Origin of the sequence: Streptomyces sparsogenes (genome assembly GCF_001704635.1) — a bacterium.
GTDB lineage: Bacteria > Actinomycetota > Actinomycetes > Streptomycetales > Streptomycetaceae > Streptomyces > Streptomyces sparsogenes.
This window is the reverse complement of record NZ_MAXF01000263.1, coordinates 1-766: the sequence shown is the minus strand read 5'-3', so window position 1 is coordinate 766 and position 766 is coordinate 1. Positions and strand designations below refer to the sequence as shown.

1 protein-coding gene is annotated in these 766 nt (G+C 72.1%); it reads right to left on the bottom strand.

Translation table 11 applies throughout. The features are described from left to right. Positions 1–766: DUF6531 domain-containing protein (locus tag BBH68_RS38775; RefSeq protein WP_245738545.1), on the bottom strand; the 766-nt coding region annotated here is incomplete at both ends.

Here is a 766-nt window from a genome sequence, read left to right as displayed (position 1 = left end):
TGGTGAGCTTGAGGTGGTAGCCGCCGCTGTGGACAATCGCGGCCGGGGCGCCCTGGACGTCGTACTCGAAGGTCAGGCGGTGGCCGTTGCGATCGCTGATCTCCACCAGCGGCGCCTCGCCGTCCCCGCCCCCTTCCGGGCCGGTGAAGTACCAGGTGCGGCCGGTGTCCGGATCGGCGAGGGTGTAGTCGCCCGCCACCGTCCGCTCCAGCGGCCACCTCGGCCCCAGCTCGGGCAGCGTCGGCACCCCCGGCGCCGGATGCGGATACGACAGCAGCAACCCGTCCTCCGCGACGAACACCACACCCCGCGCACCGATCTCCAACCGCTGATCAGCCGAACTCGACCACGTCGGCCCGAACCACCGCCCCACCCGATACCCCGACTCCGCCCGCCGCACGAACACCAGCGGCAACGCCCCCGGCAACACCACATCCCGCTGCGGCAGATACATCCGCCCCGACGCCAAATCCACCGGATCCGTACCCCCGGCCGTCTTCGCCACATCCGGCGTCGCATGCGGCGCGGCCCCGTCCTTGGCCAGCGTCCGCATGGCGGGGCCCTCCGCCTTGGCCAAGGTGGCGGGCAGCCGCTCGGCAGCCGTCACCGCCGTCTTCGCCCCACCCAGACCCTTCGTGCCGATCAGCTCCGGCAGCAGCCGCCCCAGCCCCTCGGACGGATCCTGCTGGAACGCGTCCCACATCCCCTTGACCGCCGTACCCGGGTCATTGGCCATCCGCACCAGACCGGCGGCGGTGCTGTTGAG